Origin of the sequence: Aquamicrobium ahrensii (assembly GCF_040545755.1) — a bacterium.
Classification (GTDB): domain Bacteria; phylum Pseudomonadota; class Alphaproteobacteria; order Rhizobiales; family Rhizobiaceae; genus Mesorhizobium; species Mesorhizobium ahrensii.
This window is the reverse complement of record NZ_JBEPMN010000005.1, coordinates 188,545-211,124: the sequence shown is the minus strand read 5'-3', so window position 1 is coordinate 211,124 and position 22,580 is coordinate 188,545. Positions and strand designations below refer to the sequence as shown.

Here is a 22,580-nt window from a genome sequence, read left to right as displayed (position 1 = left end):
CGGTCAGCCTCCGAATGCGAGCTTGAGCAGCGCGAACACCGAAACGATGCCGACCGCCGCCGTGAAGAAAGTGTTGAGGATCAGGAGCGCGAGCTTCGAGCCTTCCCCATGGACATAGTCCTCGATGATGACCTGCATGCCGAGGCGCATGTGGTAGAGGCCCGACACGAGCATGGCGACCATCACCAGCGCGACGGCCGGATGCGCGAGCGCTGCGCGCACGTCGTCATAGCCGGCCCCGTTCATCACGATCAGGAAGCCGACGAAGAACAGGAACAGGGGGATGTTGGCGACGGCGGTGAGACGCTGGCGCCAGAAATGCATGGTGCCCTCGCGGGCCGACCCCAGACCGCGAACCTTCGCCAGCGGCGTGCGCATATCGTTGCGGGAAGCGCTCATGCCCAGCCTCCGCGCACGATCAGGCCGACAGTCCAGACAGCGACGGTGAGAACGACCGAGCCGACCAGCGTCGCCCAGGCGAGCCTGGAGGCGGAGTGCTTGTCGAGCGCTGCGCCGGCATCCCAGATGAAGTGGCGGACACCGCCCAGCATGTGCAGCATCAGCGCCCATGTATAGCCGAGCAGGATGAGCCGGCCGATGAGAGTGCCGAAGAACCAGTTGATGTAATCGAAGGTTTCCTTCGACGTGGCGGCGGCGATCAGCCAGAGCGCGACCAGAAGAGTGCCCACGTAAAGCGCGCCGCCGGTGATGCGGTGCAGGATCGACGTGGTCATCGTGATCTTGGGCCGGTAGATCGTCAGGTGTGGCGATAGCGGCCGTGGTCTAGGCTGTGCATGGGTGGCTGGTGAACGGCTCATGGCTCCCCCAAAACTGGGCTTCCCGAACTGGGTTGCAATGCGCGGGCATTCTGACGCGGACGCGTCACTGCCGGCTCGAAAAGCGACTTTAAGGACTGCGGCGTTCTAGAACTCTTTTTGCACCGCGTCAAAGCCAGAAAACCGTTTTCTATTCATAATTTAGTCTGAGCAATTCGGCTTGCTGAAGTTCAACCGATTAAGGAAGTTCAAGGTCACGGCGACGAATACTTAACCTGACTAAAACACTCATCTTGTACAGGTGAGCGGAGAATGTCGGCCCTTGACCACGAGCGCCTCGCGTCCGTCGAGCACGATGGCGTCCACGCCCTGGCCATAGCGGCTGCGCTGATTGGCGGGCGAGGCGGGCAGCTCCTCTTCCTCGTCCGGCCCGATCACACGTATCGACGCGCCGAGATTGCGGATCGTCATCATGCTGCCATCGGCGCAATTGTAAGTCGCCCTCGCCGGCTGGGCGACTTCCTTCTCGGCGACGATCGCCATCGATCCCTGCTCGCCTTCCGGCCCCACCAGCGCCTTGTCTTCAAGCGCCCTTGCACCCTGGTTCGACACACAGGCCGCGCAGGCAAGAGGAAAAAGGGTGACAGCCACCCTCGCCATCCGGCACAGTTTCATCGGATCACCTCCTGGGAGCGCGGGCCGCACATGGCCCGGAAATAGCTTCCGCTTGCGGATTGATTCGGGAGTTTTCACCTGCAACCGAACCAATAGCACCCCTGCAGGATGCAGTTCGATGTAACCGCGCGGACCGCGCCTGATCAAGTGCGCTGTCCGCCCGCACGCCAAAAACCGGTGGAGGTTCCAGAAAATACCTCTCCATATCCAGGCACAGGCACAGGCAGAGGCAGAGATGACGCCACCGGACGAAAAGGCGGAACACGGCGTCGCCTTCCATCTTAACAAAGGTTAAGAAATGGTTAATTCTGAGGCATGGGATCAGGGCGGCGATTGTTCCGCCATATTGGGGGAGAGCCATCATGCGCTCCATAGTCCATCTGTCGGCGATTGCCGTTGCCGCATTCGCCCTTTGTCAGGCCCTGCCAGCAGCGGCGGGGCAACAAGGCGATCATGTCTACGCCGATTCCTTCGGCAATCTCGTCGTCGACAGCGCGGCGGGCTACAAGCGCATTGTCGTCGGTCAGGGCCACACGGTCAGGCAGGCCGCCGCCTATATGGCGTCGAATACGCCGAAGGTCATCTATCTCGACAGAGCGGAAGAAAATGCGGCCCGGGCGGCCGACTGCTACCGGCCGCCCGTATTCGTCAAGGGCCGCAGCTACATGTACGGCCTGTCCGACGGCGAGATGCCCGAACTCAGCCCCTGCCGTTAAATCTTCGGGCGGTTTCCGCAAAAGCAGGCCGGGGCGTTTGCGCTCAGAATTGCGCGCGACAACCGGTCAGAGGAAGATACTCTGACTTGCGGCGGCTCGGGGGCCTGTTTCCGGCAGGTTCGAGGTAGCCGATGCGACGCGCACCCGGTTTCGTCCCTCTTTCTTGGCGACATAAAGCGCTTCATCGGCGCGGCGCATGAGATCACCAAGGCTTTCCTGAGGAAGCCCTTCGGCGATGCCGAAACTGGCGGTGCAACGCCGGGTTTCAGGCAAGCCGTCGATCGGCCGCATCTCGTAGGCGGTGCGCACGCCTTCCGCGAACAGGCGCGCACCGCCCAGATTTGTCCCGGTCAGAAGAACGGCGAACTCCTCGCCACCTATGCGCCCGACGACATGGCCCTGCCCTGCCCCTTGGGCCAGCAAGCCTGCGAAGAGCTCGATGACACTGTCTCCCGTCGCATGGCCGAACCCGTCATTGATCTGCTTGAAATGATCGAGATCGGCGATCACCAGAGAAACCGGGGCGCCCGTATGCGGCGCGGCGCGCAACGCCTGGCCCGCATGGGCCATGAAGCCGCTGCGGTTGAACAGGCGCGACAGCGCATCGATTTCCGATCGCGCATTGGCGTCCGACATCACGTCGCGAACCAGCACGACCAGCGTCAGCACGGCGACGGCCATGGCGAAGATCGTGCCGAGCGATTGCGAGGCCATCGCATAAGCGGTTTGAACATATTCCTGAGGCGCGTTTCCCCAGCCGCCCAGCGCATGGGCGAGGAAGGGCTTCGCCGCGAACTGAACCCCGCTCCCGAGCAGCGCCGCCATCAGCAGGCGGTCGGCCAGTTCCATCCGTTGTCGCGATTTCACGATGATGCCGGCAGCGACGAGTTGCATCACGGCATAGGGCAACTGATACGCCATCATCCTGGCCGTGGAATGGCGCGGCAGATCCTGCGCGAAATAGAGCAAGACGGTCGCACCGGTGAAGAACGCCAGCATCGGCGTCCAGCCGAGCACAACATCGTATTTGCGGGCCACGCCAAAATTGTAGGTGATGGTCGAAGCTAAAAAGAGGGAAAAGGCCAGCACCACCGGCAGGCGCGCATTTTCGAAGGCCGGAATGCCGAATTCGGCGACCAGATAGGTCATGCACAGCAGGTTTGAAAGCACCAGCCAGCGGGCCGGAACGCGACGGACGTCGTGGACGGCGATCATCATGAACGCCCCGGCCAGCAGGCCGGAGAGAAACAGATTGATGGCGAGAATGAAGCTTGCGCCGCCCATATGATATCCACCCCCTGACCCGGCTTACCCAAGGACAGCCAAAATCCGGTTAACGGGGAAGCCCCGCCGCGAATTTTATGCGATGCTGGAGGCGTGGAACTCCGGGCAGGGGCCGGCGTTATCAGCCATTGGGCGAAGGAGGCTTGCTATGGCCGAGACGGTCACACTTACCGATCACGACGCGATCAGGGATTGGGCGGCCGCGCGCGCCGGCGCGCCGGCGGTCGTGGACGTGTCCCCCGAAGCGGGAACGCAACCGATGCTGCGGCTGGTCTTCGGCCAGCACGCCTATGCAGACACCGGACAGGCGGAGCGCCCGGCCAATGCCGGCGGCTACGAACTGGTCGAGTGGGACGAGTGGTTCCGCCTGTTCGACGCGGCGCATCTGGCGCTGGTGGTCGGCAAGGACGTGCCCGGTCGCCGCGATTCCTATCACGAATTCGCGCGCCGTCAGGATTGACGCGGACGACAGCATGTCGCCCGAAAGTGGGAACCGGTTTCGGGACGACGAGAAGCATGAAACAAAGACTTACAGCGTGTCGCCTGAGTCCGTTTCATCGCGACGCGCTTGAGTGACGAAAAAGCCCCGCATTCCAGTGCGGGGCTTTTTCCTTCAGGCGGTTTCGTCCGCGCTTATTTCCAGTCGCGGATATCCACGAAATGACCGGCGATGGCCGCCGCCGCCGCCATGGCCGGCGAGACCAGATGGGTGCGGCCCTTGAAGCCCTGACGGCCCTCGAAATTGCGGTTCGAGGTCGAGGCGCAGCGCTCGTAGGGGCTCAGGCGGTCGTCGTTCATGGCAAGGCACATCGAGCAGCCCGGTTCACGCCAGTCGAAGCCGGCCTCGATGAAGATCTTGTCGAGCCCTTCGGCTTCCGCCTGCGCCTTCACCAGCCCGGAGCCCGGCACGATCATGGCGTTGACGCGCGGATTGACTTGTCTGCCCTTGGCCACTTCCGCCACGGCGCGCAAATCCTCGATGCGGCCATTGGTGCAGGAACCGATGAACACGCGGTCGATCTCGATGTCGGTGATCTTCGTTCCGGCGGTCAGGCCCATATATTCCAGCGCGCGCTTCTTGGAGTTGCGCTTGGTCTCGTCCTCGATCAGGTCCGGATCGGGAACCACGCCGGTCACCGAGACGACGTCTTCCGGAGACGACCCCCAAGTCACGATCGGCGGCAGCTTCGCCGCGTCGAGCACGACGACCTTGTCGTAATGCGCGCCCTCGTCGGTCGCGAGGGTCTTCCAATATTCGACCGCCATGTCCCACGCCTTGCCCCTGGGCGCGCGCGGCTTGTCCTTCACATAATCGAAGGTGGTCTGGTCGGGCGCGATGAGGCCGGCGCGCGCGCCGCCTTCGATCGACATGTTGCAGACCGTCATGCGGCCTTCCATCGACAGCGAACGGATCGCCTCGCCGGCATATTCGATGACGTAGCCGGTGCCGCCGGCGGTGCCGATCTCGCCGATGATGGCGAGGATGACGTCCTTGGCGGTGACGCCGGCCGGCAGCTGGCCGTCGACGCGCACCAGCATGTTCTTCGCCTTCTTCTGGATCAGCGTCTGGGTGGCCAGCACATGCTCCACCTCGGAGGTGCCGATGCCATGCGCCAGCGCGCCGAACGCGCCATGGGTCGAGGTGTGGCTGTCGCCGCACACGATGGTCATGCCGGGAAGAGTGAAGCCCTGCTCGGGGCCGATGATGTGGACGATGCCCTGCCGGCGGTCCTTCTCGGAATAGTACTCGACGCCGAAGTCCGCAGCGTTGCGGGCCAGCGCCTCGACCTGGATGCGGCTTTCCTCGTTCTTGATGCCGTTGACGCGGTCGGGCGAGGTCGGGACGTTGTGATCGACCACGGCCAGCGTCCGCTCCGGGTGGCGGACCTTGCGGCCGGCCATGCGCAGCCCCTCAAAGGCCTGCGGACTGGTCACTTCATGCACGAGATGCCGGTCGATGTAGAGCAGGCAGGTGCCGTCGTCCTGGCGGTCGACCACGTGGTCATCGAAAATCTTGTCGTAGAGGGTGCGCGGTGCGCTCATTTGCGTAAATCCGTCGATAATGGAAAGGGAAGCCCGCAATCGGGCCGATGGCGATCAGGCGCGCTCTAGCGAAGTCGGCTGGTCGCCGAGCCTGAGACCCACGCAAAGAACCGTGCCGGCAGACGCTTCTTGTCCTGCAGCACAAACCCTTTGTAGCACGGGTCTCCAAACAGTTCTTCCATCACCCCTAGATACCAATCTTTTGCCGCGACGGCAATCGCCGCGCACGCGCCGGGCGTCGGTGCGTCCGTCAGTCGCGCAACTGGCTGCGTCGCATGCGCTGCTCCAGCCCCCGCAACGCCATGGACAGCCCGACGGTGAGGAGGAGGTAAATATAGGCCACGATCGAATAGGTCTCGAAGAAGCGGAACGAGCCGGATGCATAGATCTTGGCCATCTGGGTGATGTCGGCGACGCCCAGAACCGACACCAGCGAGCTGTCCTTGACCATGGCGATGAAATCGTTGCCCAGCGGCGGCAGGATGGTGCGGACCGCCTGCGGCAGAACGATCAGCCGGAAGCGCTGGCTGCGCGTGAGGCCGAGCGCCTTTGCGGCCTCGATCTGGCCGACGTCGATCGACTGGATGCCGGCCCGGAACACTTCCGCGATGAAGGCCGAATAACCGAGGGCCAGCGCCAGAATGGCGCGCCACAGCAGCGACACATCGCGCACCATCGCGGGTTCGAGAATGCCGGCGTCCTGCAACGGAAAGGTTATCCAGTTCCATGCCGCGACGAGCGCCGGCGCACCGGCGAATGCGACCCAAAACAGCAGAACGAGCATCGGAACGCCACGTATGATCTCGACATAGAAGCGCGAAATCTGCCTCAGCCATACCGACGGCGACAGCGCCATCAGGGCAATGCCAAGCCCGCCCGCCGAGGCGAGCACGAAGGCCGACAGCGTGACGAAAACGGTGATGCCGACGCCTTTTGATACGGTCGCGAAAACCTGGGCGTAGAGATCGCTCGCCGCAATCGAGAGGCCGGCCGCAAGCGCCAGCGCTCCGGCGGCCAGCAGCCACCAGGGAAAATCGGCCTTCTTGGCGCGGCTGGGAGATTGCATGAAGACGGCTCGGCCTGTTTCGGGAAAGGCTTCCTACACCCCTTCCCGCCTTGCCGGCCAGAGCGCCGCCGGCAAAAGCCTCGCCGCGGCCGTCATCGCAACGTCGTTCACTCGCCCATCTTGTAGTCGCGGAACCACTTGACGGTGAGCTTCTCCATCGCGCCATCCGCCTGCATGGCGGCGATGGCCGCGTCGACCGGCGCGATCAGGTCGGAACCCTTCTGGAAGATGAAACCGAAATCCTCGCTGCCCAGCGGCCCGCCGATCATCTTCAGCCCGCCACCCGAACTCTCGACATAGCCCTCGCCGGCCGTTCCGTCGGTGAGCACGGCGTCGACATCGCCGGAGATCAGCGCCAGAATGGTGGCGCCGAAGGTCTCAAAAAGCTTGATGCGGGGGTTCTGCTCATCGCCGTCGAGCACACTGTAGACCGTGGTGTAAAAAGGCGTGGTGCCGGGCTGGGCGCCGATCAGCCCGGCCGCAAAGGCGGCGAAGCTTTTGGCGTCGGTGAAGCGGGTCTCGTCGGCGCGAACCAGCATGAACTGCTCGGAGCGCATGTAGGGACCGGAGAAATCGATCTTGGCCTTGCGCTCGTCATTGATGGTGATGCCGTTCATGCCGATGTCGTACTGCCCGTCCGCCACCGCCTGGATCATCACATCCCAGGACGCGTTGCGGTATTCGACCTCGAAATTGAGCCGCTTCGCGATCTCGTTCATCGCGTCATATTCCCAGCCCTTCTGCTCGCCGGTCCTGGGATCGACGAACTGGAGCGGCGGATAGGCGTTCTCCGTCACCACCACCACCTTGCGCCCGCCCAGATCCGGCAGCGCCTCGGCAGAGGCTGCGAGCGGCATCAGCACAAAGGCCAGCAGGCCGGCCAGAAAAAGTCCGGTGTTCGACATGCGATGGTTCACGATGACACTCCTCTCCCTTGCAGGCGGGGAGTTTATCCGGCGCAACGCACCTTGCAACCAACGAAAAAGGCGGCCGAAGCCGCCTTTCCGGTATTTCTTGCCAAAGGCTGCTTATTCGGCCGAAGCGGCCTCGGCGGCGGCCTTCTCGGCGGCGGCCTTCTCGGCAGCGGCCTTCTCGGCGGCTTCCTGAGCGGCCTTCTCGGCAGCCAGCGCCTCGGCGGCGGCGATCTTCTCGGCCTCAATGCGGGCCTTCTCGGCGTTGAGGGCCTCGCGCTCGGCCTCGTTCAGCTTGCGGGCGCGAACGCCGGTGTTTTCCGAGATGCGCGCCGACTTGCCGCGGCGATCACGCAGGTAATAGAGCTTGGCACGGCGGACCTTGCCGCGGCGCACCACGTCGACGCCCTCGACCATCGGCGAATAGACCGGGAACACGCGCTCCACGCCTTCGCCGTAGGAAATCTTGCGGACGGTGAAATTCTCGTTGAGGCCCGAACCGGAGCGGGCGATGACGACGCCTTCATAGGCCTGCACGCGGGTGCGGGTGCCTTCGGTGATGCGCACATTGACGCGCACCGTGTCGCCGGGCTGAAATTCAGGGAGCTTACGCTTCTCTTCGATCCTGGCGGCCTGCTCGGCCTCGAGCTGACGGATAATATCCATCTTCAAATCCACTTCTTGTTCTTCCGACAGCCAGAGCGCCCTGCACTCGCCGCAGCAGTATCCCCACCGCTGGGCTATGCCGTCGGTCCTCAAGACCTTCGGCAGGGGCGGCTACACCGTCCTGTATTGACGGGTGACCCGGACCGAAAGACCCATTTCCTTCGATCCGGCCGGGCGATACACCATTCCCGTCGCTTTGTCACGGGGGTTGGCCCGATCTTTGCGCTCAACGCCCGTGACTGGCCGCCGCAGCCAGCGCCATCAGCCCCAGCGCCAGCACCGCAAGCTTCCAGAAATCCGCGCGCCGCTTCAGGCCCGGCAGGCCGAGCGGCTTGACGAGGTGGACCATCATCATGGCGAGGATGAGGAAGGCGAGGATCTTGGTCATGCGCTGTTTGAGCAGCCTAGGCCGGTTCTGTCAAAGACCGCTCCCTGCGGCAGTCCGTCCATTGGCCCTTAGTCAGATGGACGCCCCGATTTCCAGCCGTTACAAATCGTGGCGAGGAACTTGGGAGGTTTTGAAGCATGACATCGCGTTATCGTCAGGTCTACGCCGGGTGGAAGCAGGATCCGGAAGCGTTCTGGGCGGAGGCTGCACACGCGATCGATTGGTTCTCTCCTCCGCAAAAGGTGTTCGACCCTGATCAGGGCGTCTACGGCCGCTGGTTCGCCGGCGCAACCTGCAACACATGCTACAATGCGGTAGATCGCCACGTCGAGAACGGGCGCGGCGATCAGACCGCGCTTATCCATGACAGCGCCATCACCGGCACGCAGCAGAGCCTGACCTATGCGGAACTGCAACGGGAAGTCATGGCGCTGGCGGCAGTGCTTGCCAGACATGGCGTGACAAAGGGCGATCGGGTCATCGTCTACATGCCGATGATTCCGGAAGCGGCCGTCGCCATGCTCGCCTGCGCCCGCCTTGGCGCCATCCATTCCGTCGTCTTCGGCGGCTTCGCCGCCCGCGAGCTCGCCACCCGCATCGACGACGCGCAGCCGAAGCTGCTCATCACGGCCTCCTGCGGCCTGGAGCCCAACCGGCTCGTCGCCTACAAGCCACTGCTCGACGAGGCGATCGGGCTGTCGGCGCATCCACCGCAGCACTGCATCGTCTTCCAGCGCGAACAGCTTGTCTGCGACCTGATCGCAGGCCGCGATATCGACTATGCCGAGGCCGTGGCGAAGGAAAAGGAAGCCGGCCTCGAACTGGCCTGTGTGCCGGTCGCCGCCACCGATCCGCTCTATGTGCTCTACACCTCCGGCACCACCGGCCAGCCCAAGGGGGTGGTGCGCGACAATGGCGGCCACATGGTCATGCTGAAATGGACCATGGAGAACGAATTCGGCGTCAAGCCGGGCGAGGTGTTCTGGGCCGCTTCCGACGTCGGCTGGGTGGTCGGTCATTCCTACATCGTCTATGCGCCGCTGCTGCATGGCTGCACCACGGTGATGTTCGAGGGCAAGCCGGTCGGCACGCCCGACGCCGGCACCTACTGGCGCGTTATTTCCGATCATGGCGTCGTGGCCCTGTTCACCGCGCCGACCGCCTTTCGCGCCATCAAGGGTCAGGACCCGCAGGGCGAGTTCATCGGCAAATACGACCTGTCAACCTTCCGCACCCTGTTCCTCGCCGGCGAGCGCGCCGACCCCGAGACCATCAAATGGGCCGAGCAGCGCCTCGGCGTTCCCGTCATCGACCACTGGTGGCAGACCGAGACCGGCGCGCCGATCACCCAGAACCCGGTGGGCCTCGGCATGCTGCCGGTCAAATACGGATCGCCGGGTGTTCCGATGCCCGGCTATGATATCCGGGTGCTGAATGACGAGGGCCATGAGGTGCCGGCGGGTACGCTGGGCAATGTGGTGCTGAAGCTGCCTTTGCCGCCGGGCTGCCTGCCCACGCTGTGGGATGCGGACGAGCGTTTCCGCAAATCCTATCTCGACGCCTTTCCGGGCTTCTACAACACCGCCGACGCCGGCATTCTGGATGAAGACGGCTATCTTTTCGTCATGGCGCGCACCGACGACATCATCAACGTCGCCGGCCATCGTCTGTCCACCGGCGCAATGGAGGAGGTGCTGGCTGAACACCCCGACGTTGCGGAATGCGCCGTCATCGGCATTTCCGACACGCTGAAAGGCCAGTCGCCGCTCGGCTTCGTGGTTCTCAACGCCGGCGTGGCGCGCGACACCTCCATCATCGAGCAGGAGGTGGTGACGCTGGTGCGCGAACGCATCGGGCCGGTTGCCGCTTTCAGGACGGTACTGACCATCAAGCGCCTGCCGAAGACGCGATCCGGCAAGGTGCTGCGCGCCACCATGCAGAAGATCGCCGACCGGCAGGAATGGAAGATGCCGGCGACCATAGACGATCCGGCCGTGCTCGACGAGATCGACGCCGTGCTCAAGGCGCGCGGAATAAGCCGCTGAAACATGATGCCGCTTGACATGGGCATCGCAGCATAATCTTTCCCGGTGCTGAGGGATCAACGCCGCTTGTCGGCGTTTATCTTTACCAATCGGGAAAAATCATGCTGTCACTGCCCCAGGCCCTGTCGTTTGCAGTCATCATTCTGATGATGGCGGCCTTCATATCGGGTCGCCTGCGCTACGATCTGGTCGCGGCCCTGTCCCTGCTGGCGGCGGTGGCCGTCGGCGTGGTGCCGTTCGAAGAGGCGTTTTCCGGGTTCAGCGACGACATCGTCATCATCGTCGGCAGCGCGCTGCTGGTCAGCGCCGGCGTCGCGCGCAGCGGCATCATGGAATATGCGCTGCAGCGCTATGCGCCCGGCGTCAGTTCCGTGCGCGCCCAGCTCGCCCTGCTGGTCATCACCGTCGCCGTGCTTTCCGCCTTCGTGAAGAACATCGGCGCGCTGGCGATCATGATCCCCATCGCATTCCAGTTCGCCCGCCGCTCAGGCGTCTCGCCCTCCATCTTCCTGATGCCGATGGCTTTCGCCTCCCTGCTCGGAGGGCTGATGACGCAGATCGGCACCTCGCCCAACGTCGTCGTGTCGCGCCTGCGCGAGGATCTGACGGGCGTCGCCTTCTCCATGTTCGACTTCACGCCGGTCGGGCTGGCGCTGACCGTCGCCGGCTGCCTGTTCCTGACCCTCTTCCATTTCCTCGTTCCGTCGCGCGAGCGCAACGACAACGGCCTCAACGCCGCGCTCGCCATAGAAAACTATTCCGCCGAGGCGCGCGTCACGGCAGATTCCACGATTGCCGGCAAGCCGCTTTCCGCCCTGCTCAAAATTTCCGCGGGCGAAGCCGCCATCACCGCCATATTGCGCGAAGGCAGCCTGCGCATCGCCCCCCTGCCGGACGCCATATTGCGCGAGGACGACATCGTGCTGATCGAAGGCAGACAGGAAGCGCTCGACCGACTTGTGGCGCAGGCCAAACTGCATGTCGGCGCCGGACGCAGCAAGGGCGCCAGCCCCGAAACCATGGCGGTGGAAGCCGTGGTGACCAAGAATTCCAGCCTGATCGGCTGGTCGGCCCAGCACCTTATGCTCTACGACCGCTTCAATGTGAGCCTGCTCGCCGTCTCCCGCAAGGGCGAACGGCTCGACCAGCGCCTCGGCACCATCACGCTCAATTTCGGCGACATCGTCATGCTGCGCGGTGACAGCCAGACCCTGCCGCAATTCCTGAAGGATTTCGAATTGCTGCCGCTGGCCGAAAGGCAGGTGCTGCTGGGCAGCGTGCGGCGCGGGCTGGTGCCCGTTTCCATCCTCATCGCCGCCATGGGCGCGACCGCGCTGGGCATTCTGCCGGTCGCCATCGCCTTCTTTGCCGCCGCCGTGGCGATGGTGTTGTTTCGCGCCATCCCGCTGCGGGAAGCCTATGATTCGCTGGACGGTCCGATCCTCGTCATGCTCGCCGCCCTCATCCCGGTCAGCGATTCGCTGCGGACCACCGGCGCAACCGACGTGATCGCAGCGCTTCTCGCCGATCTTGGCCACGTTCTGCCGGCATATGGCGCGCTGGCGCTCATGCTGATCGCGGCCATGATGGTCACGCCCTTCCTCAACAATGCGGCGACAGTGCTGGTCATGGCCCCCATCGCCGCCGGCTTCGCCACCAATCTGGGTTACAGGCCCGAGGCGTTTCTCATGGCGGTCGCCATCGGCGCCGGCTGCGATTTCCTCACGCCCATCGGCCACCAGTGCAACACGCTGGTCATGGGCCCCGGCGGCTACCGCTTCTCGGATTATCCCCGGCTCGGCCTGCCGCTGTCCATGATGGTGATCGTGGTAGCGGTTCCCATGCTGATGGTGGTGTGGCCGCTTTGATGCAGCCGCCTTTTCCTTGCTGACAGGGGGCTGTCAGCAGGCCTGTGCGAACATGCCTTCCATCAAACCGGAAGGAGAACCGCCATGCACCGCCCCGGCATTTTTTCCGCCCTTGTGCGCTATGTCCGACTGGCGCACACCCGGCGCAAGGAGATCCGCACCATTCGCATGCTCGATTCGCTGCCGGCTGAAGTCCGGTACGACATCGGCTGGCCCGACCTGCATCTGGACGGCGGCGGTCGCTTCGCGCATCCCGATTCGACGTCTGACGAGATGCCGAGCGTGATCCCGTCCCGCAGAAAAGGCTGGATATCGCCCCCGATGCCGCCAGAATGTCCGGCCTGAACATGCGAACCCGAAGGTCACGACATGCCTGACCGCAAGAAACTTGGTCTCGTCTTCATCCCGAATTTCGCCGACTGGGAATATGGGCTGCTTGCCGCTTCCGCCGTCGAGTGGTTCGGCGCGCAGGCTTTTTCCCTGACGCCTGACGGCCAGCCGGTCGCCTCCACGGCCGGCTTCCGCCTCATGCCCGATCGCAGCGCGGTTTCCGACGAAAACGAGGACCTCGACGCCGTCGCCGTGATCGGCTCCGATCAGTGGACGGGCGCCGCCGCGCCGGACGTTGCGCCGCTTCTCAAATCCGTCGCCCGGCGCGGCGGCGTGGTCGGCGGCATCTGCGCCGGCACCCTGGCTCTGGCCCGAGCCGGCCTGTTCGGGGAAGTCGCCCACACCAGCAATGGTCGCGACTGGATCGCAAGCCACCTGCCGGACTATGCCGGCTCCGCACATTATCGCGACGTGCCTCATGCGGTGAGCGGCGGCAGGATCGTTTCCGCGCCAGGCTCCGCTCCCGGCACGTTCGCTATCGAATTCCTCACGCTTCTGTTTCCCGAAAGGCTGGCCGAGATGGGCGAAATGCGCGCGCTGTTCGCGAAAGAGCATGCCAATAACTCCTGACACCATGCTGTCAGCAAGGCCATGGCAATTATCGCTTGGCATGAGCCGCCGGAGAGGCGATTGTCGGTATATGACGGCGGCGGCTCGGGGCAGACACGCCGAGGGAGCATCACATGCGCAGGGCCGACAGGCTTTTCCAGATCGTGCAGCATCTGCGCGGGGGCCGGTTGGTCACCGCCCACAAGCTGGCGACATGGCTGGAGGTGTCCGAACGGACCATCTATCGCGACATTGCCGACCTGCAATCGACCGGAGTGCCGATCGATGGCGAGGCCGGCGTCGGCTATCTGATGCGGGAGGGCTTCGACCTTCCGCCGCTGATGTTCACGCGTGACGAGATCGTGGCGCTGGTCGCCGGCGCGCGCATGGTGCGCGCCTTCGGCGGCGCGGCCATGGCGCGGGCGGCGGACGAGGCGCTGGTCAAGATCGGCGCGGTGCTGCCGCAGGCCGAGCGCGACCGCATCGCCCGCACGGAAATCCACACCCCGCTCTGGGTGGTGAGCGATGCGGCTCGTGAAGCGCTCGACATCATCGAGCGCGCGGTGGAGAAGCGGCAGGTGCTGACCGTCGACTATTGCGACGAGGCCGGGCGCACGACGGCGCGCGACATCCGCCCCCTCGGCCTCTGGTTCTGGGGCAAGGTGTGGACGCTGATCGCCTGGTGCGAGATGCGCAACGACTTCCGCGCCTTCCGCATCGACCGCATCACATCGCTGGTCGGAACCGAGCGCGGTTTCCGGCCCGAGCCCGGCAAGCAGCTGGCCGATTTCTATCGCGCCGTGGAGGACAGGGAGACCTACGGAACCGGTCCGAGCGCCAGAGGCATGTAGCGGCTACGCCTCCCGTTGTTGCAGGTTGCCGGTCCGCAAATCGCCGGACCGAACTCGTTTTCGTCAACAGCCCGGCGGCATCTCCAGAGCTTGCCGCTCAATCCGGAACGACAGCGACAGCCTGAATCTCGACCAGCGCCTCATCCTCGATCAGGCCGGACACCTCGACTACCGCCATGGCCGGAAAATTGCGGCCCATCGTCGCCTTCCACGCCGCGCCGATGTCCTTCAGCGAGGCGGAATAGGCCTTTCGGTCGGTCACATACCAGGTCATGGTGGTGATGTGCTCGGGGCCGGCCCCGCCCTCACGCAGGATGGCAAGCACATTTTCCAACGTCTGGCGGATCTGGCCGGGCAGATCATGCGCCTCGAACCTGTACTGGCCGTTCCAGCCGATCTGGCCGCCAATATAGATGGTCCGCCCGCGCGCCTCGACGCCGTTGGAATAGCCGATCGGCTTTTCCCAGCCTTCCGGTTGCAGGATGCGATGCGGGGTGCGGGGCAAGGTTGCGGGCGTGGCCTGCTCTGCGGGCCTGATCTCGCTCATGACGACTCCTGTCTCGACATTTTCACCAGCTCGCGGCCGATGATCAGTTTTTGCACCTCGGTGGCGCCTTCATAGATTCTGAGCGCCCTGATCTCGCGATAGAGCCGCTCCGCGATGTTGCCGACCTGCACGCCGCGGCCGCCGAACATCTGCACGGCCTGATCGATCACCCACTGCGCGTTCTCGGTCGCCGACAGCTTGGCCATGGCGGCCTCTTTCGTGGCCGGCAGCTTTTGCACGTCCCGCCGCCATGCCGTGCGCGCCACTAGAAGCGCCGCAGCGTCGATGGCCGTCGCCATCTCGCCAAGCGTGCTCTGCGCCGTCGGCAGGTCGGCCAGCGTCACCCCGAACATGTTGCGCGAGCTGGCGTGCGCCAGCGCTTCGGCAAGCGCCCGGCGGGCGAAACCGAGCGCCGCCGCCGCCACCGAGGGCCGGAAGATATCGAGCGTGCGCATGGCGATCTTGAAGCCCTCGCCGGGCGCTCCCAGAAGCTGGCTCGCCGGAATGCGGCAGCTCTCGAAGCGGATCAGCGCCAGCGGATGCGGGGCGATCGTCTCGATGCGCTCGGCAATCACGAAGCCCGGCGTGTCGGCGAACACCACGAAGGCGGAAATGCCGCGCGTACCCGGCGCTTCGCCCGTGCGGGCAAAAACGGTATAGACATCGGCAATGCCGCCGTTGGAGATGAACACCTTCTCGCCGTCGAGCACATAGGCGTCGCCGTCGCGGCGCGCTGTGCAGCTCATCGCTGCAACGTCCGATCCGGCATCGGGCTCGGTCAGCGCGAAAGCCGCAATCAGCTCCCCTTTCGCCACTCGGGGCAAAATCCGCCGTTTCAGCTCCTCGTGTCCCGAAAGGCTGATCGCGCCGGTCCCCAGCCCCTGCATGGCGAAGGCGAAATCGGCCAGCCCGTCCTCATGGGCGAGCGTCTCGCGCAGGATGCACAGCGAGCGGCCGTCGATCTCCGGCGACACGCCGCCATAGGCCAGCGGCACGCAATGGCGCAGGAGGCCGGCCTGCCCAAGCCGCCTGACCAGCGCCTTGCAGGCGGCGTCAACGTCGTGATGATCGATCGTCCCCAGACCCTCGCCGGCGATGAACGCATCGACCTCGACCGCCAGCGCCCGGTGCTCCACGCCATAGAATGGCCAGTCGAGATGATCGCGAGGCGGCGCCTTGGCCGAAGACGCATGGGCCATGGCTCAGCTCCCCTTGAAGTCCGGCTTCGCCTTCGCCGCGAAAGCCTCGAAGGCGCGGCGAAAATCGCCGGTGGCCATGCAGATCGCCTGCGCCTGCGCTTCCGATTCCAGCATTTCCCCGATGCCCATCGACCATTCCTGGTCGAGCATCTTCTTGGTCATGGAATGCGCGAACCACGGACCGTCGGCGAGCCTGCGGGCGAAGGCCTGCGCCTGGCCAAGCAGGGCGTCACGCCCGGCAATCTCATTGTAGAAACCCCAGTTGTGGCCTTCCTCCGCGGTCATAGCTCGTCCGGTGAACAGAAGTTCCGCCGCCCTGCCCTGCCCGATGATGCGCGGGAGAATCCCGCAGGCCCCCATATCCGCGCCGGCGAGACCAACGCGCGCGAACAGGAACGCGGTTTTGGCCTCCGGCGTGGCGAGGCGATAATCGGACGCCATGGCGAGGATCGCCCCGGCTCCGGCGCAGATGCCGTCCACCGCCGCGATCACCGGCTGCGGACAGGCGCGCATCTGGCGCACCAGATCGCCGGTCATGCGGGTGAAGGCCAGAAGGTCGGGCATCTTCATGTTGGTCAGCGGCTCGATGATCTCGAACACGTCGCCGCCGGAACAGAAATTGTTGCCCTCGCCCGTCAGCACCACGCAACGCACGTCGCTGGCGCGCGCCAGTGCCCGGAACAGATCGCCCAGTTCCTCATAGCTTTCGAAGGTCAGCGGGTTCTTCTTTTCCGGCCGGTTGAGCGTGATGGTGGCGACGCGGCCATCTTCGTCCGTCTCAAAGCGGAAATGCTTCGGCTGGAAATCCCTGAACGGCCTGAGCTTGGCCTGCATGGCGTTGGTCATCATATCAACCTCCCATCACTTCACCGCCAGCGACCGCGATGGCCTGCCCGGTGATTGCGCCTGCGCCCTCGCCGGCAAGCCACAGCACGGCGTCGGCCACTTCCTGCGGCGCAATCAGCCTGCCTTGCGGGTTCGCCCGCGCCAGCGACGCGCGCGCCTCGTCACCGCTGCGGCCGGTCTTGTCCCGGATCGTCTCGACCGCCGCATCAAGCAGCGGCGTATCGGTGAAGCCGGGGCAGACGGCGTTGACCGTGATACCGGTACGCGCCAGTTCCAGCGCCAGCGCCCGCGTCAGCCCAACCACGCCATGCTTGGCCGCACAATAGGCGGACACATACGGATAACCGGTCATGCCGGCGGTGCTGGCGATGTTGATGATGCGTGCCGAACCAGCCTTGCGCAGCGAGGGCAGCAGCGCGCGGGTGACCAGATAGGCGCCGGTAAGATTTACCGCGACGACATGGTTCCACAGCGCCGGATCGGTCTTCTCGAAGGGGGCGGACGGCGCTTCGCCGGCGCAGTTGACCAGCACGAAAACCTCGCCCAGCGCTGCGATCGCGCGTGCCGCGCCGGCCGCCACCGCCTGCTCGTCGGTCACGTCGAAGCCCTCGACGACAAGGGCGGTTCCGCCCCCTTCCTCTATGTTTCCGGCGACTTCCTGCAACGGCTCGGCCCGCCGCCCGGCCAGCGTCACGGCAAACCCCTTGGCGGCCAGAGCCAGCGCAATCGCGCGGCCGATTCCGGTGCCGGCTCCGGTGACGAAGGCGTGGCCTGAGCGGTTCATTTCCGGCCCGCCGCTTCGGCCGCCGCGCGCGCCAGATTGTTCTCATATTGCGAGCGCGCCGACAGATATTGCTTGGGCCACTCGACGCCCTCGAAGCCGATCTTCGCCGCCTCGTGCAACACGAAGGACGGATCGGCCAGATGCGGGCGGGCGATGGCGCACAGATCGGCGCGGCCGGCGGCGATGACGGAATTGGCGTGATCGGCTTCCGAGATCGCGCCGACCGCGATGGTCGCCACGCCGACCTCGTTGCGGATCTTGTCCGACATCGGCGTCTGCCACAGCCGCCCATAGACGGGCTTGTCGTCGGTCACCACCTGCCCGGTCGAGCAGTCGATGAGATCGGCTCCCGCCTGCTTGAACATGGCTGCAAAAATCGCGGCGTCATCGGGCGTATTGCCGCCCTCATGCCAGTCGGTCGTCGAAAGGCGCACGGAGGTCGGCCGCTCCTGCGGCCATGCCTGGCGGACAGCGCGGAACACCTCCAGCGGAAAGCGGGCGCGGTTTTCATGACTGCCGCCATAGTCGTCGTTGCGCGTATTGGTGAGCGGCGACAGGAAGGACGACAGCAGATAGCCGTGCGCGGCGTGCAGTTCGAGAATGTCGAAACCGATCGCCGCCGCCCTTTCCGCAGCCGCGACAAAATCCGCCACGACCCGGTCCATATCCTCCCGTGTCATGGCGCGTGGCAGCGACGAATGCGGCAGATAGGGAATGGCGGATGCCGAAAGAAGCGGCCAGCCACCCTCTTCCACCGGCTGATCCATGCCTTCCCAGCCGCGCTGCGTCGATCCCTTGCGGCCGGCATGGCCAAGCTGGATACCGATCTTCGCCGGCGTCTGGCCATGCACGAAATCGACGATGCGTTTCAGCGCCTGCGCCTGATCTTCGTTCCACAGGCCGAGACAGCCCGGCGTGATGCGCGCATCCGCGGAAGTGCAGGTCATTTCCGGGAAAACAAGGCCCGCGCCGCCCATGGCGCGCGCGCCGAGGTGAACCATATGGAAGTCGCCGGCAAGCCCGTCCGTTGCCGAATACATGGCCATGGGCGAGACGATGATCCGGTTGCGAAGCGTCAGCCCGCGCACCTTGTAAGGCGTAAACATCGGCGGCGGCACATTGCCGTCAGGCGTGGGATCGACACCCGCCCGCTTCGCGAACCAGCGTTCGTAGTCCTCCAGCCAGACCCTGTCGCGCAGGCGCAGATTCTCGTGGCTGATGCGCTGCGAGCGGGTCAGCATGGAATACATGAACTGTTCGGGCTCAAGCCGGTCGGCATAACGCTCGCCCACCACTTCGAACCATTCCATGGCGTTGCGCGCCGCGTTCTGGATGCGCGCGACATCGACGCGGCGCACCTCCTCATAAGCCTCCAGAACCGCCGGGATGCTTTTCGCGTCATGGCCGACCGCGTTGAACTGGCGCGTCAGTTCGATGGCGTCGTCGATCGCCAGCTTGGTGCCGGAACCGATGGCGAAATGCGCGGTGTGGGCGCTGTCGCCCATCAGCACCACATGGCTGTCGCCGTTGAAATGGCTCCATTTCTCACAGATCAGCCTGCCGAAGTTGAGCCAGGCCGAACCGCGCAGATGGCGGGCGTTGCTCATCAGCCGCGCGCCGTCCAGCGTCCCGGAAAACAGCTTTTCGCAAAATGCGATGGACTGGTCCTGATCCATCTCGCCGATGCCGTGGGCGTTGAACACGTCCTCGGTGGTCTCGACGATGAAAGTCGAGGTGTTGTCGTCGAACCTGTAGATATGCGCCTGGAACCAGCCGTGTTCGGTGCGCTGGAAATCGAAGGTGAAGGCGTCGAAGCGCTTGTCGGTGCCCAGCCAGATATAGCGGTTCGGACGCATCATCATGTCGGGCCTGAAGACATCCTCGTAACGGGCGCGAATGCGGGAGTTGACGCCGTCGGAGGCGATGATCAGATCGGCGTCGGCGAACTCATCGTCGCTCTGAACCTCATGCTCGAACACGAGTTCGACGCCGAGTTCGAGGCAGCGCTCCTGCAATATATTGAGCATCTTCTTGCGGCCTATGCCAACAAAACCATGCCCGGTCGTGCGGATCTTGCGACCCTTGAACACCAGCTCGATATCGTCCCAGTGATTGAAGGCGTCTTCGATGGTGGCGGCTGTCTGCGGGTCCCACTCGCGCATCGATTCCATGGTGGCGTCGGAAAACACCACGCCCCAGCCGAATGTGTCGAAGGCCCGGTTGCGCTCAACCACGGTGACATGGTGCCCGGGATTCTGCTTCTTCATCAGCAGGGCGAAATAGAGACCGGCCGGCCCGCCTCCGATGCAGACAATGCGCATGCTGGTTCCTCCCGTCATCGGCCGGACGCATCGCGTCGGCGCCGCCGGACAAGGAAAGATCATTCCGAAAAAAACTTCAAGCTTAAAGTTTTTCCGCCATGCGCAAAGCCGGCGGCTCCGCCTCATGGAGAGGCGGCGTCCATCGACCGGCCATGACCTTATTGCGGGCCCGAAAGCGCCGAGCGGACCGAGCCCTTGAGGCGACCCAGCGCCTCCATCAGCAGGGCTTCATCGTGCCGGGACAGGTCCTTGAACAATTCGCCGACCCATTCGCCATGACGGTCGGCCATGGTGCGGAATGCGGCGCGCCCTTCATCGGTCAGGGCGACAATCTGCACGCGCCGGTCCTTCGGCGAAACCGTACGGCTGACATAGCCCATCTCGACCAGCCGCTCGACCAGGGCCGTGAGATTGCCGGCCGAAACCATCATGCGTCTCGAGACCTCGCCCAGCACCATGCCGTTCTCGGCGCGTTCGAGCTGCGCCATCAGGTCGAAACGGGGTAGGGTGAAGTCGAACTCCTCGCGCAGTCGCCGGCGGATTTCGGTCTCGGCAAGCGTCGTGCAGGTCAGGAGTCTCAACCAGAGGCGGATTTCGGCCCCATGGTCGCCTGGCGCTTCCAGCACCTTGGTCTCGCCGTCCAGCCATTCGGCCCGGCTCTCGTCGGCCTTGCTCTCGTCCATGTCCAGCGCGGTCGTCCTCAAAGCTACACGGCCCCTTGTAGAGCCGTTTAACCGCTAGGGACAAGCCGGTATGCATCAGGGGGCGGGAATGCCGCCGGCAAGCACCGTGGCGTAGGCGTCCGCGTCGATATTGCCGCCAGAGATGACGCACACGACATTGCCCTTTGCATGCGGACTGGCGAGCGCCGCGGCCAGGGAGGCCGCACCCGCGCCTTCCGCCACCACCCGGGCTTTGGAGAACAGCATGCGCATGGCTTCGGTCACTTGTTCGGGGCTGACGCTCACCGTCCCGTCGATCAGATCGCGCGCCACCGGCCAGAGCTGCGGCACGACCGAGGGGCCGCCGATGCTCTTGATGAAGGACGGTTTCGTTTCGATGTCCACAATGCGGCCGGCGGCCAGCGCCGCCGCCACCGGAGCGGCGTTTTCATCCTCGCAGGCGAGGATTTTCACATGCGGCTTCAGCGCCTTCACCGCGCTGGCGACGCCCGTGGTCATCGACCCGCCGCCATAAGGCGCGAACACGACATCGACGTCGGGCAGCCCCTCTACGATTTCCAGTCCTACGGTTCCATTGCCATTGAGCACCGCCTGATCGGTGACCGGGTTGATCAGCAGTTCGTCAAGCTGCGGACGATCGGCTTCGGTGATGTAGCGCCACCAGTCGTCCATGCCGATAAAGCGCACCTCGCCGCCCAGGCCGCGCACGCCGTCGATCTTGGCCTGTGGCGCGCCGGCATACATGTAGGCCGCCATTTTCACGCCGAGCGCATGGGCGGCGAAGGCCATGCCATAGGCCATATTGCCGGAACTGACCGTCGCCACGCCATTCGACAGGCTGCCCCGTTCGCGCGACAGCAGCGCGTTGAGCGCCGGCCGCAGCTTGAAAGCGCCGATCGGCGAAAGCGTTTCCAGCTTCAGGAAGATGCGCCGGTCCGGCAGCCCACCATCCAGCGGGCCAAGGTTCAGCGGCACAAGCGGCGTTGGCTGCATATAGGGCGCCAGGCGCTTGGCGGCCGCCTCCATGGCCGCCAGCGTCGGCCGGCGCGGGCCGCTCATTCGGCAGACGCCTTCCTGCCGGAAGCAGCCTTGTCCAACCTGCTTCCACTGCCGGTTTCTTCCTCGGTATGGATATAGGCATGCAACGTGTAGCCGATATGCTCTTCCATGAGACGGCGCGCCCGCTCGATATCACGATCGAGGGAGGCCTCCATCAGAGCCGTATGATGCCCGATACCCATGGCTTCGCGCAGCGCCGCGACAGCCTTCTCGTAGCCTTCGTGCCGCCCTTCGGCGGCGCGCAGCGTGGGCGCAAGGCCAAGGAAGCGATGATGGCGGCGCAACTGGTCGGAAATCGTGGCGTGGAAGCGCAGCAGCCAGCTCGACCGCGCTGCGCTCAGGAGCGCGTCATGGAACGCGGTATGCTTCTCGTCCCATTCGTCGACCGCGGCTTCGGAAGGATCGTCGGGCGCGATCTTGCAGCGCGACAGCCGATAATGGCTGGTGACGACCGCCGCCTCCCACTCCGCATCGCCATGGGCGATCGATTCCAGCAGCAGCGGCAATTCCACCACCATGCGCGCACGCGCCAGATCCTCCAGCTCCCCTTTCGACACGGGCGCGACGGCGAACCCGCGATTGGAGATGGCGGTGACAAGCTTCTCGGCCTCCAGCCGCGACAGCGCTTCGCGCAGCGGCGTCCAGCCGACGCCATAGTCGTCGCGCAGCGCGCCGAGCTTGAGGGCCGCGCCCGGCTTCAGCCGGGTTGCCAGAATGTCCCGCCGCAGCAGGCGATAGGCCGTCTCGGTCTTGCTCTGGTAAGTTTCTTCCTGCATCGTGCCATCCGCCTGCACCTGGCCCTCCCGCCGCGCCCGTCCGGCAACTCACAGCAACATATATAAAATCATCCAACAGCCAAATTATATATGATTTGCGGCCATAGCCTGATCTATATATATGCGTTTGACAAGCC

Annotated in this window: 24 protein-coding genes; 7 read left to right on the top strand and 17 right to left on the bottom strand. The window is 64.6% G+C overall.

Features of this window, described 5'->3' with window-relative positions; translation table 11 throughout:
* Positions 1-3: 3 nt before the first annotated feature.
* The 3 genes from sdhD to ABID44_RS09515 form a co-directional block, all read right to left on the bottom strand.
* On the bottom strand, positions 4-399 hold the full coding sequence (gene sdhD / locus ABID44_RS09525; protein WP_354151466.1) for a succinate dehydrogenase, hydrophobic membrane anchor protein: 396 nt from the start codon (positions 397-399) through the stop codon (positions 4-6).
* Complete coding sequence (sdhC, locus tag ABID44_RS09520) at positions 396-818, bottom strand: succinate dehydrogenase, cytochrome b556 subunit (RefSeq protein ID WP_354151465.1); 423 nt, start codon at positions 816-818, stop codon at positions 396-398. The genes sdhD and sdhC overlap by 4 nt, the downstream gene beginning before the upstream one ends.
* A gap of 246 nt (positions 819-1,064) precedes the next feature.
* The gene (locus ABID44_RS09515) at positions 1,065-1,451 is read right to left on the bottom strand and encodes a hypothetical protein (protein WP_354151464.1); all 387 of its coding nucleotides are present in this window, start codon (positions 1,449-1,451) and stop codon (positions 1,065-1,067) included.
* Positions 1,452-1,813: 362 nt separating this feature from the next.
* Between ABID44_RS09515 and ABID44_RS09510 the strand changes: the two genes are divergently transcribed.
* A complete protein-coding gene (locus ABID44_RS09510; RefSeq protein ID WP_354151463.1) occupies positions 1,814-2,167 on the top strand; it encodes a hypothetical protein in 354 nt (117 codons plus the stop codon).
* A 66-nt stretch (positions 2,168-2,233) separates the two neighbouring features.
* On the opposite strand, the gene ABID44_RS09505 is transcribed toward ABID44_RS09510, so the two are convergent.
* Positions 2,234-3,451, bottom strand: coding sequence for a GGDEF domain-containing protein (locus ABID44_RS09505; RefSeq protein WP_354151462.1), 1,218 nt, complete (start codon positions 3,449-3,451; stop codon positions 2,234-2,236).
* A gap of 148 nt (positions 3,452-3,599) precedes the next feature.
* On the opposite strand from ABID44_RS09505, the gene ABID44_RS09500 reads away from it, so the two are divergent.
* Positions 3,600-3,911 (top strand): hypothetical protein, encoded by a 312-nt coding sequence (locus ABID44_RS09500; protein WP_354151461.1) that lies wholly within the window; start codon positions 3,600-3,602, stop codon positions 3,909-3,911.
* A 173-nt stretch (positions 3,912-4,084) separates the two neighbouring features.
* Here ABID44_RS09500 and leuC read toward each other — a convergent pair whose 3' ends face one another.
* From leuC to ABID44_RS09475, 5 genes are all read right to left on the bottom strand, one after another.
* Positions 4,085-5,494, bottom strand: a complete 1,410-nt coding sequence (gene leuC / locus ABID44_RS09495; protein ID WP_354151460.1) for a 3-isopropylmalate dehydratase large subunit — start codon at positions 5,492-5,494, stop codon at positions 4,085-4,087.
* A gap of 250 nt (positions 5,495-5,744) precedes the next feature.
* Positions 5,745-6,560 carry an amino acid ABC transporter permease gene (locus ABID44_RS09490; protein WP_354151459.1) on the bottom strand — a complete coding sequence of 272 codons (816 nt, stop codon included), beginning with the start codon at positions 6,558-6,560 and terminating at the stop codon, positions 5,745-5,747.
* Between the two features lie 107 nt (positions 6,561-6,667).
* Complete coding sequence (locus ABID44_RS09485) at positions 6,668-7,465, bottom strand: transporter substrate-binding domain-containing protein (protein ID WP_354151504.1); 798 nt, start codon at positions 7,463-7,465, stop codon at positions 6,668-6,670.
* 123 nt (positions 7,466-7,588) lie between these two features.
* Positions 7,589-8,137: a 50S ribosomal protein L19 gene (rplS, locus tag ABID44_RS09480; protein ID WP_354151458.1), complete on the bottom strand. Its 549-nt coding sequence runs from the start codon at positions 8,135-8,137 to the stop codon at positions 7,589-7,591.
* Positions 8,138-8,363: 226 nt separating this feature from the next.
* Entirely contained in the window at positions 8,364-8,525 is a 162-nt protein-coding gene (locus tag ABID44_RS09475; RefSeq protein WP_354151457.1) for a hypothetical protein, read from the bottom strand.
* 137 nt (positions 8,526-8,662) lie between these two features.
* On the opposite strand from ABID44_RS09475, the gene ABID44_RS09470 reads away from it, so the two are divergent.
* The 5 genes from ABID44_RS09470 (at position 8,663) to ABID44_RS09450 (ending at position 14,228) form a co-directional block, all read left to right on the top strand.
* The gene (locus tag ABID44_RS09470; protein ID WP_354151456.1) at positions 8,663-10,570 is read left to right on the top strand and encodes a propionyl-CoA synthetase; all 1,908 of its coding nucleotides are present in this window, start codon (positions 8,663-8,665) and stop codon (positions 10,568-10,570) included.
* A gap of 104 nt (positions 10,571-10,674) precedes the next feature.
* On the top strand, positions 10,675-12,438 hold the full coding sequence (locus ABID44_RS09465) for an SLC13 family permease (RefSeq protein ID WP_354151503.1): 1,764 nt from the start codon (positions 10,675-10,677) through the stop codon (positions 12,436-12,438).
* 84 nt (positions 12,439-12,522) lie between these two features.
* Positions 12,523-12,783: a hypothetical protein gene (locus ABID44_RS09460; protein WP_354151455.1), complete on the top strand. Its 261-nt coding sequence runs from the start codon at positions 12,523-12,525 to the stop codon at positions 12,781-12,783.
* Between the two features lie 24 nt (positions 12,784-12,807).
* A complete protein-coding gene (locus ABID44_RS09455) occupies positions 12,808-13,398 on the top strand; it encodes a DJ-1/PfpI family protein (RefSeq protein WP_354151454.1) in 591 nt (196 codons plus the stop codon).
* 113 nt (positions 13,399-13,511) lie between these two features.
* Positions 13,512-14,228, top strand: coding sequence for a helix-turn-helix transcriptional regulator (locus ABID44_RS09450; RefSeq protein WP_354151453.1), 717 nt, complete (start codon positions 13,512-13,514; stop codon positions 14,226-14,228).
* A 97-nt stretch (positions 14,229-14,325) separates the two neighbouring features.
* Here ABID44_RS09450 and ABID44_RS09445 read toward each other — a convergent pair whose 3' ends face one another.
* From ABID44_RS09445 to ABID44_RS09410, 8 genes are all read right to left on the bottom strand, one after another.
* Positions 14,326-14,775 (bottom strand): RidA family protein, encoded by a 450-nt coding sequence (locus ABID44_RS09445; RefSeq protein ID WP_354151452.1) that lies wholly within the window; start codon positions 14,773-14,775, stop codon positions 14,326-14,328.
* Positions 14,772-15,974, bottom strand: a complete 1,203-nt coding sequence (locus tag ABID44_RS09440; RefSeq protein WP_354151451.1) for an acyl-CoA dehydrogenase family protein — start codon at positions 15,972-15,974, stop codon at positions 14,772-14,774. The genes ABID44_RS09445 and ABID44_RS09440 overlap by 4 nt, the downstream gene beginning before the upstream one ends.
* A gap of 3 nt (positions 15,975-15,977) precedes the next feature.
* Entirely contained in the window at positions 15,978-16,820 is an 843-nt protein-coding gene (locus ABID44_RS09435) for an enoyl-CoA hydratase family protein (RefSeq protein WP_354151502.1), read from the bottom strand.
* A gap of 4 nt (positions 16,821-16,824) precedes the next feature.
* Entirely contained in the window at positions 16,825-17,604 is a 780-nt protein-coding gene (locus tag ABID44_RS09430) for an SDR family NAD(P)-dependent oxidoreductase (protein WP_354151450.1), read from the bottom strand.
* Positions 17,601-19,925 (bottom strand): bifunctional salicylyl-CoA 5-hydroxylase/oxidoreductase, encoded by a 2,325-nt coding sequence (locus ABID44_RS09425; protein WP_354151449.1) that lies wholly within the window; start codon positions 19,923-19,925, stop codon positions 17,601-17,603. The genes ABID44_RS09430 and ABID44_RS09425 overlap by 4 nt, the downstream gene beginning before the upstream one ends.
* A 158-nt stretch (positions 19,926-20,083) precedes the next feature.
* A complete protein-coding gene (locus ABID44_RS09420; protein ID WP_354151448.1) occupies positions 20,084-20,608 on the bottom strand; it encodes a MarR family winged helix-turn-helix transcriptional regulator in 525 nt (174 codons plus the stop codon).
* Between the two features lie 75 nt (positions 20,609-20,683).
* Entirely contained in the window at positions 20,684-21,667 is a 984-nt protein-coding gene (locus ABID44_RS09415) for a pyridoxal-phosphate dependent enzyme (protein ID WP_354151447.1), read from the bottom strand.
* On the bottom strand, positions 21,664-22,443 hold the full coding sequence (locus ABID44_RS09410; protein ID WP_354151446.1) for a GntR family transcriptional regulator: 780 nt from the start codon (positions 22,441-22,443) through the stop codon (positions 21,664-21,666). The genes ABID44_RS09415 and ABID44_RS09410 overlap by 4 nt, the downstream gene beginning before the upstream one ends.
* Positions 22,444-22,580 lie beyond the last annotated feature (137 nt).